Raw genomic sequence first — 14725 nt, 5'->3', positions numbered from 1 at the left:
GACGCGAAGAGCCTGCTGTCACATTCCGGAGCGCCGCGGTGTCCTATGTTCAACACCGGATCTATTGATGGGAGTTGAAAATGTCCGCACATCGCGTCGTCATTATTGGAGCCGGGTACGCCGGGGCCATGGCGGCAAACAGGCTCGCTGGAAGCCGGCAGTTGGACGGCCTGAGTCTCACTGTTGTCAACCCTGTTGCCCACTTCGTTGAGCGAATCCGGCTGCACGAGGTTGCCGCCGGGAGCAGGGCCACGGCGGCGGTGCCGCTCCGATCGGTCCTGAGCGGCCGGGCCGAACTCATCGAGGACAGCGCATCGCGGATCGACCCGGTCAACCGCGAGGTGCACTTCTCCAGCGGCCGCGCCCCGCTTGGCTACGACGTGTTGCTCTACGCCGTCGGCAGTGGCCAGGCAACACTCCAGGTGCCGGCCGGTGCCTATGGGTTCGGCGACGCAGAATCCGCGGGCCGGTTGCGGGCGAGGCTTGCGCAGCTGGATGCGGGCGCTGCCGTCAGCATTGTCGGCGCCGGCCTGACCGGGATCGAACTCTCTGCGGAAATAGCCGAGCAGTATCCGCAGCTGCGGGTCCGCCTCATTTCCCGAGGGATCATCGGCAGCGACCTTTCCGATTCGGGCCAGCACGCGGTGCGGAACCGGCTTGCGGCGCTTGGCATTGAAATGCTGGAGAATACCGACGTGCAACGCTGCGTTGACTCGACACTGACAACCTCCAGCGGAGACACTCTGACCTCCGACTGCACCGTCTGGGCTGCCGGATTCCGCGTGCCGAACCTGGCGCGGGACAGCGGGCTGCCAACCGACTCGGAGGGCAGGCTCATCGTCGACGACGCATTGTCCTGCCCGGACCACCCGGACATCTTGGGGGCTGGCGACGCCGTACGGATTCCGGAATCGGTTGGCGGCCACCTGCGCATGAGCTGCGCATCGGCCTTGCCGCTGGGCGCACACGCAGCGGACAACATCATCGCCCGGCTGCAGAACCGGCTCCCGGCCCCGGTATCGGCCGGATACATGTTCCGGTGCATCAGCCTGGGCCGCAGGTCCGGGCTCATCCAGACCGTCACCGCCGATGACCGGGCACGGCCGTTCGTTGTCCGGGGTCGCGTTGCCGGATTGGTGAAAGAACAGGTATGCCGCATGACGCTGTCGTGGATCAGGGGTGAGCGTCGCCGGAGCGGCTCGTTCACGTGGCCGAAGGGCCCACTGCCGGCCGAAATCGCAGTGCCCGCGGAAGCCAGGTAAGGCCGTGGGCTCCGCAACCGTCTTCGAAGAGCACCGTTCCCTGCTGTTCACCATCGCCTACGAAATCACCGGAACCGCCACCGACGCCGAAGACGTCCTCCAGGAAAGCTATCTGAGATGGTCGGCAGTGGACACCGACGGAATCGGGAATCAGCGGGCCTACCTGGCCAAAACCGTGACCCGGCAGGCGCTGAACTTCCTTCGATCCGTCCAGCGGCGGCGGGAGAACTACATCGGCCCCTGGCTGCCGGAGCCTGTGGTGACACTCCCCGATGTTGCCGAGGATGCCGTGCTGGCTGATTCGCTGTCCTTTGCCATGCTCGTCGTTCTCGAGAGCCTGTCCCCGGATGAGCGGGCCGTCTTCGTCCTCCGCGAGGTCTTCGATTTCCCGTACTCCGAGATTGCCGAGGCGACGGGCAAGTCGCCGGCGGCCGTCCGCCAGCTGGCCAGTAGGGCGAAGGCGCACGTGCAGGCGCGGCAACCACGCTTCGACGTTGATGCACAGCGGCAGAAGGCGGTCACTGACCGGTTTATCGCAGCCACTCTTGGCGGCGACCTTCAGTCGCTCATGGATGTCCTTGCACCCGGAGCCGTGCTCCTGTCGGACGGTGGCGGAAAGGTTTCGGCTGCCCGCAGGCCGGTCGTCGGTGCGGACCACATCGCCCGCTTCCTTCTCGGTATCGCGAAGAAGCCCATACCCGACATGCGGGTCGAGACGTCATCACTGAACGGGATGCCCGCCATCCTGATTTACAGCGGAGACATTGTCGACCTCGCAGTCCTCGTGGAGTCCGACAATGACCACGTAACCGGCCTTTACCTGGTCCGAAACCCGGACAAGCTCTGGGCAGCCACCACAGCTAGGCAGCTCAGCCGCTAGCACCGCTCCCTTGACGCCGGGGCCAGGCGGATCATTCCAGATCAGTAGAAGGAAGTAAGCTCTACGAGTTCCCTGATCCGGTCCTCCGGGTAGTTCCTGGCAATGTCTGCCTGGCTGATGATGCCGATCAGGTCATGGCCGTCAATGACGGGAAGCCGGCGGACTTGGTGATCCTGCACGGCTAAGTATGCTGAGCGTTACTGTCCAGAGCCAGCGCCTGCCCCGGGTTAGCTGACGCGGCGGTAGCGGATGTGCGTGGCCAGTGGTGAGTGAAGCACTTCGGCGGGCTCGAAGCCGAAGGACTCAACCCCGTCGAAGATGCGCTCGCCTGAGCCGAGCAGGACCGGTGCGATGTCGAGGGTGAGCTCGTCGATCACCCCTGCGATCAGTGCCTGCCGGACGGTCGAGGCCCCACCGGCGATGTCCACGCCGTTGTCTCCGGCGGCCTGGCGTGCTGCAGAGTAGGCCGCGTCGAAGCCCTCGGTGACGAAGTGGAAGGTCGTTCCGCCGTCCATCTGGATCGGGTCATGTCCGTGATGGGTCAGCACGAACACTGGCGCGTGGTAGGGCGGTTCGGGGCCCCACCACCCGGTCCATTCCTCATGCCAGTCCCCGCGGACCGGACCGAACATGTTCCGACCCATCACATATGCTCCCCGCGGGCGCATGAGCCACTCGTTCGCAACCTTGTCGGCGTCGTTGGCTCGCGGGTCGCCGATGTGCCAGCCGTGCAGCTCCAGCCCCCGCACGCCCAGGGGGTTCTCGCGGCTCTGGTCCGGCCCGGCAACGAAGCCGTCCAGCGAGATCGACATGTGGCAAGTGGTGTCCGGCACCGCGAACCTCCTGAGCGATTGCGACTTGCATGCGGTCGTGTGGGGATTCTGGGGATCCTAGCACGTGGTGGCATTCTCGCCGAGGGCCTCGTGCCTAGCTTTCCGCGGCACGCCTTGCGGCCAGAACCGTGTATTTCAGGGCGTTGCCGCGGGCGAGTTCGACGGGATATTTCTTGGCGTTGACGTCTATTTTGGCCCGGAGTGAGGTTTCGAGGTCGACGTCCAGCACGTCAGCGAGCCGCAGGAGGTACCCGAAAACATCGGCCATCTCATGCTCCACCGCAGTCCTGTTGGCTGGGTCGTCGAGCCATTCACCGACCTGCGCGTCCTGCAGCCACTGGAAAAGAGACAGTAGCTCGCCTGCCTCGCCGCTCAGGGCCATGGTCAGGTTCTTGGGCGTGTGGAACTGCTCCCAATCGCGGTCCCGGGCAAAGTCGCGCAACTGGGCCGTCAAAGACTCGATACTCATGGAGCCAGCCTAGGCGAATCGCCTTTACGGGCAGAAAGACAAGCGAGACGTTCCATGCCATGATCTGCAAAGGAGTCGGAGCGCCGTGCTTGTGTGCAGCCTAGAGATAGTCGCCCGCACGTTCCCGGGCAATTTCCAGCAGGGTGGAGTGGAAGGCCACTTCGGCCGGGGCATAGACCTTGTCCTCGCGCTGCGCGAGCAGCACGCGCCGTAGGGGAGCATCTGATCCCAAGCTCAGGACCTTCACGTCCGGGTGCTGGAGAGCCACGGCAGTCTTTGGCACCATGGCCACACCCATCCCGACGCTGACCATGGCCTGCGCCTCTTGGTAATCGTTGGCCAGGAAGCCAATGGTCGGCTCGAACCCGGCGGAGTGGGCTGAGCGTTGCAGGACCTCCACTGCGGGGTGGGCTTCCGCACGGACTATCCACGACTCCTTTCGCAGATCCTCCATCCTCACCTCATCCTGGCCGGCGAGAGGGTGACCCTTGGCCACCAGGATGACGGTGCTCTCCTGAAAGACCTCCGTTATCCGGATGGAATCGTCATGGAAACGATTCCATGGATAATCCCAAAGCAGGCACAGACCCGTGACTCCGGACTGGAGGTCTGCCACGAGGTCATCGAACCGGGCACTGCGCAGGGAGAGGCTGATGGCCGGGTAGCGCTTCTTGAACGTCCGGATGGCGATGGGCAGGAAGGACCCGGCAAGCGTGGGGAAAGTGCCCACGGTCAGGGACCCGCGCTTGAGGCCGGCGATCTGACCCAGGTCGGACCGGGCTGCCTGCATCTGCCAGACAATCTTGCGTGCGTGTCCGGCCAGCACCTGGCCGGCCTCGGTCGGCACGACCCCCCGGGAACGGCGGTTAAGCAGAGGCTGCCCGACCTCCTGTTCCAGCTTGCGCAGTTGCTGGGAAACGGCCGACGGGGTGTACATCATCAGCTCCGCTGCTGCTGTGATCGATCCCTGTTCCACTACCTCGAGCAATAGTGCCAGCCGCCGAATGTCGAATAAATCCTGGCTTTCGTCGTTAAGCAATGCCTCCCCCTTCTGTACGTTCGGTTCATTTCCTGTGAGCGCGTGTGTTCCCGCCACAAACTGGGTCAGTTTTTCCGCGATGAGGAACGATGCGGGGTGCCAGTAGCGCCGCAGTATCAGTGACTTAAGCAATTCTACATCCCCATAGAGAAACCCAACATTGTCTAAAAGTGTGATGTGGCTCAATCTCGTTTCAGGCCCTGAACGAAGTTGAGGCACAAGGAGAAGCGGGAAAACGATGAAGATCGAAGCTGACTGGATGCGTGGCGGTACGAGCAAGTGCTGGGTGTTTGAGGCCGGGCATCTGAGCGAAGCCGGCGTCAGCCTGGACGTGCTGCTGCCGCGGCTGTTCGGCAGCCCGGACCCACGGCAGATTGACGGCGTCGGTGGGGCGACCTCGACCACCAGCAAGGCGGTGATCCTGCACCGGCCCGCCGACGGCGATGTTGACGTCGAGTACACGTTCGCCCAGGTAGGCATCGAGGAGGCGGCCGTTGACTGGGGCAGCAACTGCGGAAACGGCTCCGCCGTCGTCGGCCTTTACGCCATCGAAAAGGGGTGGGTCATCCCTCACGGCGACGTGACCCGGATTGTCACCCGCAATACCAATACCAACCAAATCATCATCCAGCGCGTACCCACGCCCGCAGGCGCCCTGCCCACCGTTTTGGACGCGCAGATGCCCGGCGTCCCCTTTCCCGGCTACGCGGTGGGGCTCGGCTTCCAGGATCCCGCCGGCAAGACCACAGGTGCGCTGCTGCCCACCGGCGCCGCTACCGACACCATCACCGCCGGGGGAACCCGCTGGAGGGTGTCGATGGTCGACGCCGGAGCTCCAGTTGTGATGGTCCGTGCCGAGGAGTTGGGCCTGGACCCGGCCCGGTACGACAGCTGGCGGCCCGGAGTTGAGTTGCAATTGGAAACCCTGGAACAGATCCGCCGGCAGGCAGCGGTTCGGATGGGGTTGGCCTCCACAATGGCCGAAGCGGCCCGGGCAATCCCCAAGCTCGCGATCGTGGCCGGTCCCGGCGCGACTGATGCGGGCTGCGATGCCAACGTCATGATGCTCTCCATGGGCAAGCCCCACCCGGCCCTGGCCATCACCGGCAGCATCGCCCTGACCCTGGCCGCCCGTACACCGGGCACCGTGCTGCACACAGTCACGGGCGCAACGCTGGGAACCACGCTTCGGCTCCGCACCCCCGCCGGGGTAATCGAGACATGGACCGAGGAGCGCGACGGGAACCTGCTTGTGGGCGTCGACCGCACGGCCCGCACGATCGCCACCACCATCATCCACCTCCCGGAGGCTCTCGGCAGCGTAGTCGAAGCCTCACTAGCATCAGCCACTCAATGAGGAGCCATGATCATGACTAAAACCATTTACCAACCCGCTCCCGAGGCAGAGAGCCAAATCCGCGACGAGCATTCCAAGCGTCCCAACCGCCGCCGTATCCTGCTGCTATCGCTGGCTGGTATCGCGATCCTGGGTCTGATTGCCCTAGTGTTCGGGGGTGCCATATTTAACCCCGCGGCCGCCTCGGATTCGGAGCACACCATGACCGCAATCCAGATCATCCCGCTCGTCATACTTGTCGTGATGTTCGTCGTAGCTACGAAATGGCCATTGAACATCGGCGTGATGGGGCTGGTTGCATCGTTCGGCGTCGGCTACTTCATGCTTGGCATGACCGACAAAGAGATCCTGGAGGAGTTCCCGGCCAGCATCGTTCTGACGATCATTGGAGTCACCTACTTCTTCAGCATGGCACAGCGGAACGGCACCATCGACATCATCGTGCAGACCTGTGTGCGCCTCGTCAGGGGGAAGACGCTGCTGCTGCCCTGGGTGTTTTTCCTCATGGCTGCCGCGCTGACTTCACTGGGCACCTTTTCCCCCGCCGCCGTCGCCCTGCTGGCGCCAGCGGCCATCGGGTTCGCTTACGAGTCCCGTATCCACCCCGTACTCATGGGGGCGTTCATCATCAACGGGGCCCACGCCGGCGGCTTCTCCCCGCTGTCCGTGGCCGGGGTACTGGTACATGACATCGCCTTGAAAAATGGCTTCCCCATCTCCCAGAGCGGGCTCTTTGCCGCCAGCTTCGCCCTCAATCTCATCCTTTCGGCCCTGACCGTCGTGCTGTTCGCCCTCCTGGGCAAACTGCGCGACGGCGAAGGGGTCCAGCATGCCGACCTTGATACCCCCAGCACGGGACGCCCTCACGGCCAGCAGATCCTCACGCTGGTTCTGATCGCAGTGATGCTGGTGTGCACCCTGGGCTTCCACATGCCGATCGGCTTTGTTGCCCTCTCGGCCGGACTGCTGCTGGCGCTGATCAACATCAAGGAGCACCAAACGTTTATCGGCGGCGTCTCCTGGTCCACGGTCCTGCTGGTGGCCGGCATGATCACCTATGTCTCACTTCTCCAGCACGTAGGCGTCATCGACACCCTTGCCGAGCAAGCCCTGGCACTCGGTGCGCCTCTGCTGATCGCGCTCGTCCTGTGCTACGTGATCGGCGTCGGGTCGGCCTTCGCCTCCTCCACAGCCTTGCTGACCGCGTTCATCCCCTTGGCCGGGCCGCTGCTGGCCACCACCTCGCTGAGCGCCTCCGGAACCGTCGCGGCACTGGCCATCGCTGCCACAGTCGTTGATGTCTCGCCCTTCTCCACCGACGGTGCCCTGGTCGTCGCCAACGCCCGCGAGAACGACCGGCAGCGCGTCTACAAGCAGTTGATGATCTACGCCGGGGGCGTGGTGCTGGTTGCGCCGGCGCTGACATGGGCCCTTCTGGTACCCACGGGCATCATGTAGTCTTCCCGCGTGGCGAAGTAGATACCCCCCGAGCGGCCCGTCAGCCAAATCGACGGGCCGTTCCCGGGGGAGAACGAGTACGAGCCCCATCCTTCGGGATGGGGCTCGTACTCGTTTTAGCGCAGGTCGTGCCTGCGGTTGCTAAGAGATCGGGGTGGGCGGCTGCTCGCCGCGGAGTACGGCGAGCGTGTTGTCGGCGGCGAGGACCGCCATGGCGGTGCGCGTCTCGACGGTGGCCGAGCCGAGGTGCGGCACGAGTGTCACATTTTCCAGGTCCAGCAACTCGGGATGGACTTGAGGCTCGTTTTCGAAGACGTCCAGCCCGGCACCCGCGATGACCCCCTCGCGCAGCGCGGCGGCGAGGGCCGCCTCGTCCACGATGGGTCCACGTGCGGTGTTGACGAGGTATGTGGAGCTCTTCATCGCTGCGAGCTGTTCGGCGCCGATCAGATGGTGCGTGGCGGGTCCGTATGGGCAGTGCAGCGAAATGACATCGGAAACAGTCAGCAGCTCGTCGAGATCCACCCGCCGTGCGCCCAGCTCCGCGGCGATAGCGGGGTCGATCTCGCTGCGCGACTGGTAGACGATGTCCATGCCGAAGGCCTTGGCCCGGCGGGCTGTTGCCTGGCCGATGCCGCCCATGCCGACGACGCCGAGGGTCTTGCCCTGCAGGCTGCTGCCGAGCAGGAAGAACATGCCCCACTTCCACGGCTGGCCGGCGCGGATGAGCCGTTCGCCCTCACCGAGCCGGCGGGTTGCCATGAGGATGAGACCGAACGCGATGTCGGCGGTCGCTTCGGTGAGCACCCCTGGTGTGTTGGTGGCGACGATACCCCGTCCGGTGCAGGCGGGCACGTCGATGTTGTCATAGCCGACGGCTACGTTGGAGACGACCTTGAGCTGCGGGCCGGCGGCGTCGAGCAACTCGCCGTCGATGCGTTCGGTGAGCAGGCTCACGATGGCGTCGGCCCCAGCTACGCGGCGCAGGAGCTCCTCGCGGCTAATCGACTCTTGACCGGTCCAGGCATCGACCTCGTGCTCGGCACGAAGCTTTTCGAGCGCTGCGTCAGGTACCCGCCCTGTGACGACTACCCGGCTCATGCCGTCACGATCCATTCACGCAGACGTCCGAGGCCTTCGCGGATGTCTGCCGCCTCGATGCCCGAGTAGGCGAGCCGGATGTACTGCCGCTCCTCGCCGGGCAGCCGCCGGCCGAAGTGCTCCCGGGTGCAGAAGGAGACGCCGGTCTTGTACAGGGCGTCAGTGGCGAAGTCGCCGACAGCCGTGTAACCCATGCGCTCCATGACTTCCGTGACGTCGGGGAACAGGTAGAAGGTCGACTGCGGCACAGCGACGTGCATGCCGGGGATGGAATTCACGAGCTCGCATGCGGTGTCCCGACGCGTCTGCAGGATGTCAAGCATCTGCTGCACGGAATCCTGGGGTCCGCGGAGCGCTTCGACGCCGGCCCACTGCACATAGTGCGTGGTGCAGGACTCATCGTTGGTGTTGAGCGTGCTGAGCACCTGGGCAATCTCACGCGGGGCGACGGCGCAGCCAAGGCGCGAGCCGGTCATGGCGAACTTCTTGCTGAACGTGTAGAGGATGACGGTACGCTCGGCCATGCCTGGAATCGATGTGATCGAGCTCGAGACGCCCTCATAGCGTGTCTCGAAGTACGCCTCATCGGAGAGTACCCACAGGTCATGTTCGATCGCGAGCTGTGCGATGGCCTCACGCTCGGCCGCAGTCGACTCGGCTGAGATCGGGTTCTGCAGGTCGTTGTAGATGATGGCGACGGTGTTCGGGGTGATCGACGCACGGATCTGCTCGAGGTCGATCGCGAAGCCGGTGCTCGTGGGCACATAGCGGTACGGCACGGCGGTGCCGCCAAGGTACTCGATCTGCGATTCATAGATCGGGAAGCCGGGGTTGGGGTAGAGCACTTCCTGGCCGGGGTTCATGACCGCCTGCAGGAATTTCGTGATGACGGGCTTGCCGCCGGTCATCACGACCACGTTTTCGGGGGAGAACTGGATGCCGCGGCGGGAGCCAATGTCTTCGGCTAGGGCTTCACGCAGTTGGGGGATGCCGGGGCCGGGGCAGTAGCCCGTGTAGCCATCGGCGATCGCCCGGTTCATCGCTTCGACGATGTTCGGGGCGGTGGGGATGTTGATATCGCCGAGATGGAAGGGGTAGACCAGGTTCCCCTTCGCCTTCCAGGCGGCGGCTGCTTGGGCGACGCTGAAGGCGGTTTCGGTGCCTAGGCGTTCGAGCCGGTGCGCGAGTTGCTGCATACTGTTTCACTCCTCATCGAGTTGACGATCGATCCTCAAACGACTCACATCTTATACAAGGCTAATATATATCAGAGGACAAAACTAATATATCAGAGCCGCGTGTGATTGGCATCGAGCATTTCTGGAACCTGAATGAGATGCGCACCCTGATGCAGCACCTCTTCCAGGGCATGAACTTCCGTGGAGACGCAGCGGCGAAGCCCTACAAGGATCTTCTCCAGGGTGTGGGGACCGAGGAGATCCGCCATGTGGAACTGATCGGTACTACGATTTCGCAGCTTCTGGACGGCTCCCGCGGTACCAGGGCAAGAAGACAGGCCCGGTGGACGAGCCCGGTGCCAAGGGCACCACGCCGTTGAAAATTGCGCTGGATACCAGCAACATCCATCATTGCCGAACAGTTCCCCGCACCGAGCTGAGCACCGACGTCGCGCCTGACGGTTTTCCGATGACAATTTCGCCGGAGCGCCGGGAGGAATTTCTAGGAGTCAGGACGGTGCCGAAGCACAACCGTCCTGAACAGTTCAGGACCATGGTCAGCGTTTCGCCTGCGCGGAGTGTGAAATCGCTGGATAGTCCGCGCCCGTCGCGTATGAGCTCAACGGAGGATCACAAGTAAATCTCCTCGGACGGTTAGGACGTTCTTGTCAATGCCACGGTCAACGGAGTAGAACTCGACGCCGGGCAGGTCGAGTGCGATGACTCTTGCGCCCGTGTTTCAGCAGTGCTAAAAAACCTATGGTGGTTGATATAGATCGATCTACGATAAGCGAACGAAAAGAGAAGCGGACGCATGCTGCAGGGAGCAGGCACCCGTAGCTCAGCCGGGAGAGCAGGGGACTTTTAATCCTCGGGTCGTGGGTTCGAGCCCCACCGGGTGCACGCCGGCATATTCCGACGGACTCCTGGACCGCGCGGGATCCCAACGAAAGGGCGGTGATATGAAATGAACCCAGAACTCGAAAGGCTTCAGGCATTGGCTGCGGTCATAGCAACCGCCGAAACCACCCTGAGCGTGGCATACCGGACGCTGCGCGAATCCGCCGCGGCGCTGCTGCGGGCCGGGGACGCCACCCTTGCCGAGGTTAGCGAGGCGACCGGCCTGGACCAGGGCGACCTGCTGGATCTGCTCAGCCGGAACATTCCCGGACGGGAACCGTCCTGGAAGCAACCGGGGATTGCAGGCCTGTCCTAGGGAGGAGGAAGAGGCCGGGGGCCGCGGGGGTGAAGTTGGGTGCCCGCCTTAAGGCGCACGAACGGGTAGCGGCTGCCTTACATGCTGTCGTCGTCCGGCCGGGCGGTGCGGGCGCGCTTCAGCTGGCGCCGCAGTCGGGCGTTGTCCATTTCCAATTCCAGCACCTTGGCCACGCCGGCCAGGTTTAGGCCTTCGTCCAGGAGTTCTCCAATCCGGCGGAGGACCGCCAGGTCGGATTCACTGTACTGGCGGGTGCCGCCCTCTGTCCGTTCCGGGGTGAGCAGGCCGCGGCGCTCATAGAGCCGGATGTTTTGCTGGCCAGTCCCCAGGAGTTCTGCCACCACCGAAATGGCGTACAGGCCCCGCCCGCTGCTGCGCTGGTTTGCCATGAGTTTCCCGTCAATCGAATTGGATATTCCTCTTGCACCAGTTTGTCACCAGTGCTATAAGAAATCTATATCCACTGTCACAGATACGTGGTGGTGGGTAGCCATGGAACCAAGATGCTGAAGGGAGTGGGAAATGATGCTTATCCGTACTGACCCGTTCCGTGAGCTGGACCGGCTCACCCAGCAGGTCTTCGGAACAGCAGCCCGCCCGGCGGCCATGCCGATGGACGCGTGGCAGGAGGACGGGGAATTTGTCGTGGCGTTTGACCTGCCCGGGATTTCACCCGACGACGTGGATCTGAACGTTGAACGGAACGTCCTTACCGTCCGGGCAGAGCGCAGGGACGCCACCCAGCCCAACGTCGAGCTGGTGGTATCGGAGCGGCCACGCGGCGTCTTCAGCCGCCAGCTCATCCTGGGCGACACCCTGGACGCCGACAACATCAAGGCCAGCTACGACGTCGGCGTGCTGACACTGCGTATCCCCGTGGCGGAACAGGCTAAGGCGCGGAAGATCCAAATCGAAAGCAAAGGCCAACAGCACCAGATTGAGACGTAGCCGTTCGATGCGCCTCACGGGGCGGTGTCCGGATTCCCGCCTTCGGGCGTCTGCCGGAGGCCGCCCCGGACCGCTGCCACCGGCAGTGGCAACTACCAGCACAATCCTGCAGCAACGGGCTTCATGATGAACAGACCTGTCCCGGACTACTACGCGGTCCTGCACGTTTCCCGTGGCGCCTCGCCACAGGAAATCGCGCGCGCCTATCGCGCGCTGATGCGCCGGCACCACCCGGATGTTGCCGCCGGCGGAGGGGCCGCGCCCGCCGAGCTGGAGCTCATCATGCAGGCCTTCTCCGTGCTCCGTGACCCCAAGCGCCGCCACGCCTACGACCGGGAAGCCTTCCATGCCGGGCCCGCTGCTCCATCCGCCGAGCACAACCGGCCGCGGGAACGTCCGGAGGCGAACGGCCAAGACGCCCGGCAGGGCGCCAAAGGGCGCAACGGCGGTCCGCAGGCTATTCCGGTCCGGGTGGTCCGGCACCGGGAGCCCCCACTGCGCGTCACTCCCGTCAGGTGGGAGAGCGGACCGTGGGCTTAACCGAACCTGAATCAGACCCAGAGGAGAACTACAACGATGAGTGACTGGCGCCGCTATGACTCGCACCTGATCCCGGCCTTCCATGAGCGGTTCGAGCAGCGTTGGGGCAAGGGCACGGCTCCGTTCCTGGACCCCGAAACCCATGAGGAGCCGCTGCCCCGTGCACAGTGGATCAATCCCGCAACGGGTGCCGCCCTGGCTGTGGTGCCCATCTGGTCCGACGACGACAGCCAGCACCGTTCCTTCGGTGTGTTCTACCTGCCGCCAGCGGGGGACATCTGGGTGCTTCGCCCGGGCTTTACCGGCTTCCTTGAGCCTGGCGTGGATGACACTGAACACCTGGTGGCGCTTCGGAATGATGCGTTCCGCAAAGCCGTGGCCCACGCCAACGAATTCCTCTTCGGCCCTCCTCCGCTCGTGGACTAGCGTCCTTGCAGTCCGGCATGCACTGGGCCGGGCGCCGGGCCGTGCCTACGCGCGGACGGGGACCGTGCCGATAACGAGTGTTCCCTGGGCCGCGGCGTGGCGGATGTCGAGGCCATTGGTTGTGATGCTGAGGTTGTCCCCGCTGATGACCAGGACGTGGCCGCCGCGGGCGGCTTCGAGCCACAGGGCGTCGTCGGGTTCATCTGGGTGGAGCTGTTCCCCAAATAGGGTTCTGCCGCCGATGCTGAAATTGATCAGGCCCTGCGGTGTCACCGTGAAGGTGCAGCTGGCTGACGTTTCGGCGGCGTCTTCCAGGATGCCACCGTAATCCGGGCTCATGGCCAACTGGAAGCCGTGGAAGAGCAGGATCGAGACGAGGGCGGAGGTCAGGTCGCCGTCGTTCTCCCGAAAAGCAACGACCGGGACGAGTGTGTAAACCAGCGTCGGTACCAATCGTTCCGGGCCGTCGCCGGACTGTTGGCTGAGGACCATTCGGGCGGCCATGGGGGTGAGCTCGTTTGGCGCCCACTGGCTCCGCTGGACACTCAGGCCGGGACCGCTGCAGCGGCGGTGGCAGACGCAGTCGGTGAAGGTGACGTAACTCGTTCCGTCCGGTGCGGTGCTTTCCGTGATGTTGACCAAAAGTGAGAGCGGCTCACCGGGTTCAAGAGGCGCCCGGCAGGCAGCGCATGCGCTGGCCAAGGAGGCAGCCGTGAGCACGTATTGTGTCGTGTCCCTGCCCTTGAAGGATTCCAAACGCCTGTCCCAGGCAACATTGCGTGTGACTGGCATTGCAGTGGGTCCCGTCCTCCTTGTGATCTGGGGGTCTTGCCCCCTCGTTGTCTCGTGTGGCGCGGTCCCCGGGTCACCGGTACCGGGGACCGCGTCTGGGAGTGGCGCCTGGCCCACTGGCGCTGCCCTTGTGCGAAAGATGCATTGGCCTTCGTCGCTGAAGGCCAACTGCCTAAGGCAGCGTGGGTTCGGTGTCCCTCCCTGCCGGCTAAGCGCTGATCTGCTGCTGGGCGCCCTGGCCGCTGGTGATCTCGATCTTCCGCGGCTGCGCCTTGGGAGCGACCGGGATCCGTAGGGTCAGCACCCCGCCGTCGTACCCTGCCTTCACGTTGTCGGCATCCAACGCGTCGCCGAGAACCAGTTGCCGGCTGAAGACGCCCTGTGGCCGCTCAGCGGCCAACAGCTCGGCCCCTTCCGGGGCGGTGTTCTTCCGCTCAGCCTTCATGGTCAGGACGTTCCGCTCGACATCGACGTCGATCGAGTCAACATCCACGCCGGGCAGGTCGACCGCGATCACAAACTCCGAGTCCTCCCGCCAGGCATCCAACGGCATGGCGGCCGGGTGCGCGGCCGTGCCGAACACCTGCTGGGCAAGCCGGTCCAGCTGGCGGAAGGGATCGCTCATCATCAACATCACATACCTCCTTGATCACTGTTTACGGGGCGGAATCTATAACCGCTGATACAGATTTTTTACCACGCCGGTTAACCTCTCGCAAGGGGTTGGGCCCGTGAAAATCTGTCCCCGGGACGGGGACTGAGGGGCGCAGGCGGGGAAGACTTCCGGGACGGACCTGTCACGCCTGTGCGTCCGGTGGCCGGGCCACACCGGCCCGGTGCGTCAGCCTTCACATTCCGTGCAGTACTTCTTACCGCTTCTTCACGGGCCAGTTGGCTTTTGTGGTGGACGAGGAAGCCGGTTTTCAGCTCCTCGAGCGGTTCGGTGGCCTCGTCATCCTGCGTCGCCCGCGGCGCATCGTAATAAGGCAGGGCGTGTACCTCATGAGGCTGGGCGTGCAGCCAGCGGAACCTTGACCTCCTGTTGAGTCGTTCCTCTGCGGAATTCGACGGTGACAGTCTGGCCGGGACTCTTGCTTCTCAGTGCGGCGAGCAGGTCCTCGGGGGATGTGAGCTCGGCGCCGTCGAGCCTGGTGAGGACGTCACCGGGCCTGATACCGGCCTTGTCTGCGGGTCCGCCTTCCTGGACCGTGAGTGCCAGCGCCCCG

17 protein-coding genes, 1 tRNA gene and 2 pseudogenes are annotated in these 14725 nt (G+C 64.2%); 10 read left to right on the top strand and 10 right to left on the bottom strand.

Translation table 11 applies throughout. From position 1 onward, the window contains the following. Window positions 1–80: 80 nt before the first annotated feature. On the top strand, window positions 81–1262 hold the full coding sequence (locus AC5RWD_RS08035) for an NAD(P)/FAD-dependent oxidoreductase (protein ID WP_494019510.1): 1182 nt from the start codon (window positions 81–83) through the stop codon (window positions 1260–1262). A gap of 4 nt (window positions 1263–1266) precedes the next feature. Beyond that, on the top strand, window positions 1267–2142 hold the full coding sequence (locus AC5RWD_RS08030) for an RNA polymerase sigma-70 factor (protein ID WP_494019509.1): 876 nt from the start codon (window positions 1267–1269) through the stop codon (window positions 2140–2142). A gap of 41 nt (window positions 2143–2183) precedes the next feature. Here AC5RWD_RS08030 and AC5RWD_RS08025 read toward each other — a convergent pair. The 4 genes and pseudogenes from AC5RWD_RS08025 to AC5RWD_RS08010 all read right to left on the bottom strand — a co-directional run. Then, window positions 2184–2315, bottom strand: a pseudogene (locus AC5RWD_RS08025) (CBS domain-containing protein); the annotation flags it as partial. A gap of 54 nt (window positions 2316–2369) precedes the next feature. Further along, the gene (locus AC5RWD_RS08020) at window positions 2370–2954 is read right to left on the bottom strand and encodes a dihydrofolate reductase family protein (RefSeq protein WP_494019508.1); all 585 of its coding nucleotides are present in this window, start codon (window positions 2952–2954) and stop codon (window positions 2370–2372) included. Between the two features lie 115 nt (window positions 2955–3069). Next, on the bottom strand, window positions 3070–3444 hold the full coding sequence (locus AC5RWD_RS08015; protein ID WP_494019507.1) for a nucleotide pyrophosphohydrolase: 375 nt from the start codon (window positions 3442–3444) through the stop codon (window positions 3070–3072). 100 nt (window positions 3445–3544) lie between these two features. After that, window positions 3545–4483, bottom strand: a complete 939-nt coding sequence (locus tag AC5RWD_RS08010; RefSeq protein ID WP_494019648.1) for a LysR family transcriptional regulator — start codon at window positions 4481–4483, stop codon at window positions 3545–3547. Between the two features lie 238 nt (window positions 4484–4721). On the opposite strand from AC5RWD_RS08010, the gene AC5RWD_RS08005 reads away from it, so the two are divergent. Together AC5RWD_RS08005 and AC5RWD_RS08000 are read left to right on the top strand one after the other, a co-directional pair. Further along, window positions 4722–5840, top strand: coding sequence for a PrpF domain-containing protein (locus tag AC5RWD_RS08005; RefSeq protein ID WP_494019506.1), 1119 nt, complete (start codon window positions 4722–4724; stop codon window positions 5838–5840). 12 nt (window positions 5841–5852) lie between these two features. After that, the gene (locus AC5RWD_RS08000; RefSeq protein WP_494019505.1) at window positions 5853–7298 is read left to right on the top strand and encodes an SLC13 family permease; all 1446 of its coding nucleotides are present in this window, start codon (window positions 5853–5855) and stop codon (window positions 7296–7298) included. Window positions 7299–7439: 141 nt separating this feature from the next. Here AC5RWD_RS08000 and AC5RWD_RS07995 read toward each other — a convergent pair whose 3' ends face one another. Together AC5RWD_RS07995 and AC5RWD_RS07990 are read right to left on the bottom strand one after the other, a co-directional pair. Next, entirely contained in the window at window positions 7440–8399 is a 960-nt protein-coding gene (locus AC5RWD_RS07995; protein WP_494019504.1) for a 2-hydroxyacid dehydrogenase, read from the bottom strand. Beyond that, window positions 8396–9595, bottom strand: a complete 1200-nt coding sequence (locus AC5RWD_RS07990; RefSeq protein ID WP_494019503.1) for a pyridoxal phosphate-dependent aminotransferase — start codon at window positions 9593–9595, stop codon at window positions 8396–8398. Before AC5RWD_RS07990 ends, AC5RWD_RS07995 begins: the two co-directional genes overlap by 4 nt. Window positions 9596–9732: 137 nt before the next feature. Here AC5RWD_RS07990 and AC5RWD_RS07985 point away from each other — a divergent pair. The 3 genes and pseudogenes from AC5RWD_RS07985 to AC5RWD_RS07975 form a co-directional block, all read left to right on the top strand. Continuing rightward, a pseudogene (locus tag AC5RWD_RS07985) lies at window positions 9733–10031 on the top strand (manganese catalase family protein); the annotation flags it as partial. A gap of 376 nt (window positions 10032–10407) precedes the next feature. Then, window positions 10408–10480: transfer RNA gene (locus AC5RWD_RS07980), tRNA-Lys, on the top strand. Between the two features lie 64 nt (window positions 10481–10544). Further along, window positions 10545–10793 carry a hypothetical protein gene (locus AC5RWD_RS07975; protein WP_494019502.1) on the top strand — a complete coding sequence of 83 codons (249 nt, stop codon included), beginning with the start codon at window positions 10545–10547 and terminating at the stop codon, window positions 10791–10793. A gap of 77 nt (window positions 10794–10870) precedes the next feature. Here AC5RWD_RS07975 and AC5RWD_RS07970 read toward each other — a convergent pair whose 3' ends face one another. Further along, window positions 10871–11182 (bottom strand): MerR family transcriptional regulator, encoded by a 312-nt coding sequence (locus AC5RWD_RS07970; protein ID WP_494019501.1) that lies wholly within the window; start codon window positions 11180–11182, stop codon window positions 10871–10873. A gap of 136 nt (window positions 11183–11318) precedes the next feature. On the opposite strand from AC5RWD_RS07970, the gene AC5RWD_RS07965 reads away from it, so the two are divergent. The 3 genes from AC5RWD_RS07965 (at window position 11319) to AC5RWD_RS07955 (ending at window position 12707) form a co-directional block, all read left to right on the top strand. Then, window positions 11319–11741 carry an Hsp20/alpha crystallin family protein gene (locus tag AC5RWD_RS07965; protein ID WP_494019647.1) on the top strand — a complete coding sequence of 141 codons (423 nt, stop codon included), beginning with the start codon at window positions 11319–11321 and terminating at the stop codon, window positions 11739–11741. Window positions 11742–11864: 123 nt separating this feature from the next. Beyond that, window positions 11865–12281, top strand: a complete 417-nt coding sequence (locus tag AC5RWD_RS07960) for a J domain-containing protein (RefSeq protein WP_494019500.1) — start codon at window positions 11865–11867, stop codon at window positions 12279–12281. 36 nt (window positions 12282–12317) lie between these two features. Beyond that, window positions 12318–12707 (top strand): hypothetical protein, encoded by a 390-nt coding sequence (locus AC5RWD_RS07955; RefSeq protein WP_494019499.1) that lies wholly within the window; start codon window positions 12318–12320, stop codon window positions 12705–12707. 45 nt (window positions 12708–12752) lie between these two features. Here the strand turns inward: AC5RWD_RS07955 and AC5RWD_RS07950 are convergent, their stop codons facing one another. From AC5RWD_RS07950 to AC5RWD_RS07940, 3 genes are all read right to left on the bottom strand, one after another. Further along, complete coding sequence (locus tag AC5RWD_RS07950) at window positions 12753–13499, bottom strand: hypothetical protein (RefSeq protein ID WP_494019498.1); 747 nt, start codon at window positions 13497–13499, stop codon at window positions 12753–12755. 208 nt (window positions 13500–13707) lie between these two features. Beyond that, complete coding sequence (locus tag AC5RWD_RS07945; protein WP_494019497.1) at window positions 13708–14133, bottom strand: Hsp20/alpha crystallin family protein; 426 nt, start codon at window positions 14131–14133, stop codon at window positions 13708–13710. A 366-nt stretch (window positions 14134–14499) separates the two neighbouring features. Then, the coding region (locus tag AC5RWD_RS07940) for a PDZ domain-containing protein (protein WP_494019496.1) at window positions 14500–14725 on the bottom strand (226 nt) is incomplete at its 5' end.

The sequence above is a fragment of the Arthrobacter sp. CMU6 genome (assembly GCF_059090205.1).
Note: the sequence above shows the minus strand (reverse complement) of the source record. Positions and strands in the feature narration are given on the sequence as shown.

What these genes read in the sequence shown, in the direction of transcription:
- AC5RWD_RS08035 (WP_494019510.1), top strand. Translation starts at nt 81, where the DNA reads ATGTCCGCACATCGCGTCGTCATTATTGGAGCCGGGTACGCCGGGGCC.
- AC5RWD_RS08020 (WP_494019508.1), bottom strand. Translation starts at nt 2,954, where the DNA reads ATGTCGATCTCGCTGGACGGCTTCGTTGCCGGGCCGGACCAGAGCCGC.
- AC5RWD_RS08015 (WP_494019507.1), bottom strand. Translation starts at nt 3,444, where the DNA reads ATGAGTATCGAGTCTTTGACGGCCCAGTTGCGCGACTTTGCCCGGGAC.
- AC5RWD_RS08005 (WP_494019506.1), top strand. Translation starts at nt 4,722, where the DNA reads ATGAAGATCGAAGCTGACTGGATGCGTGGCGGTACGAGCAAGTGCTGG.
- AC5RWD_RS08000 (WP_494019505.1), top strand. Translation starts at nt 5,853, where the DNA reads ATGACTAAAACCATTTACCAACCCGCTCCCGAGGCAGAGAGCCAAATC.
- AC5RWD_RS07995 (WP_494019504.1), bottom strand. Translation starts at nt 8,399, where the DNA reads ATGAGCCGGGTAGTCGTCACAGGGCGGGTACCTGACGCAGCGCTCGAA.
- AC5RWD_RS07990 (WP_494019503.1), bottom strand. Translation starts at nt 9,595, where the DNA reads ATGCAGCAACTCGCGCACCGGCTCGAACGCCTAGGCACCGAAACCGCC.
- AC5RWD_RS07975 (WP_494019502.1), top strand. Translation starts at nt 10,545, where the DNA reads ATGAACCCAGAACTCGAAAGGCTTCAGGCATTGGCTGCGGTCATAGCA.
- AC5RWD_RS07970 (WP_494019501.1), bottom strand. Translation starts at nt 11,182, where the DNA reads ATGGCAAACCAGCGCAGCAGCGGGCGGGGCCTGTACGCCATTTCGGTG.
- AC5RWD_RS07965 (WP_494019647.1), top strand. Translation starts at nt 11,319, where the DNA reads ATGCTTATCCGTACTGACCCGTTCCGTGAGCTGGACCGGCTCACCCAG.
- AC5RWD_RS07960 (WP_494019500.1), top strand. Translation starts at nt 11,865, where the DNA reads ATGATGAACAGACCTGTCCCGGACTACTACGCGGTCCTGCACGTTTCC.
- AC5RWD_RS07955 (WP_494019499.1), top strand. Translation starts at nt 12,318, where the DNA reads ATGAGTGACTGGCGCCGCTATGACTCGCACCTGATCCCGGCCTTCCAT.
- AC5RWD_RS07950 (WP_494019498.1), bottom strand. Translation starts at nt 13,499, where the DNA reads ATGCCAGTCACACGCAATGTTGCCTGGGACAGGCGTTTGGAATCCTTC.
- AC5RWD_RS07945 (WP_494019497.1), bottom strand. Translation starts at nt 14,133, where the DNA reads ATGTTGATGATGAGCGATCCCTTCCGCCAGCTGGACCGGCTTGCCCAG.